Below are 627 nucleotides of genomic sequence, written 5' to 3'. Positions count from 1 at the left end.
TTGGAGAGCTCGACGCTCTCCTGGGGCACCTGCGCACAACCGGCCATGAGCACAAGGGCGCTCAGTAACAGGCCGACTCCCCAGGCACGGCATATCGACACTCGCGTTGCGCTGCTTCCCTTCACGTCTATCTCCCTTATGGCGTGTGTTATTCGGATGCGTATGCCCGTTCTAATTGCGCCGTAACGCATGCGCTTCGAGCTTGCCCGCATACTCGCGAATGCTGTGATCGGTGCCCGATGCCTTCGCACACGTCCGGGCAAGTCGCCAAAGCACCTGCTGCGACTTCCAGAAGAAGTTGGGACTCTTTCGAACCTGAAGCTTCGCAAACGGGAAGCCCCGGGCATCGGGTGTGTTGGGTGCGCCGGAGAGGAAGACCAGATTGCCGAAGTGCGTATACCCGGCGAAGCGCTTGCGAAGGAACTCGGAGATCGCCAACGTCCCATTGAGCGGAATGAGTCTCAGCCCACCGAGGACGATCTTCAGCCCATACCCGAATGGAACCCTGGCCACACCATCGGCGGCGTTAACGACACGGTAGACAGGGGTCTTTATCCCCTCGAAAAACGCATCGTCCCCAACACGGGGGCCCCCGAAGGTGTAGCACGCGCCCGTGCCATTGCGCTC

The 627-nt window shown here is 60.6% G+C and carries 1 pseudogene; it reads right to left on the bottom strand.

From position 1 onward, the window contains the following. Positions 1–171: 171 nt before the first annotated feature. Positions 172–627, bottom strand: a pseudogene (locus tag G7A99_RS23585) (lipase family protein); the annotation flags it as partial.

Source organism: Arhodomonas sp. KWT, from assembly GCF_010993615.1.
This window is presented reverse-complemented; position numbering and strand designations above follow the sequence as displayed.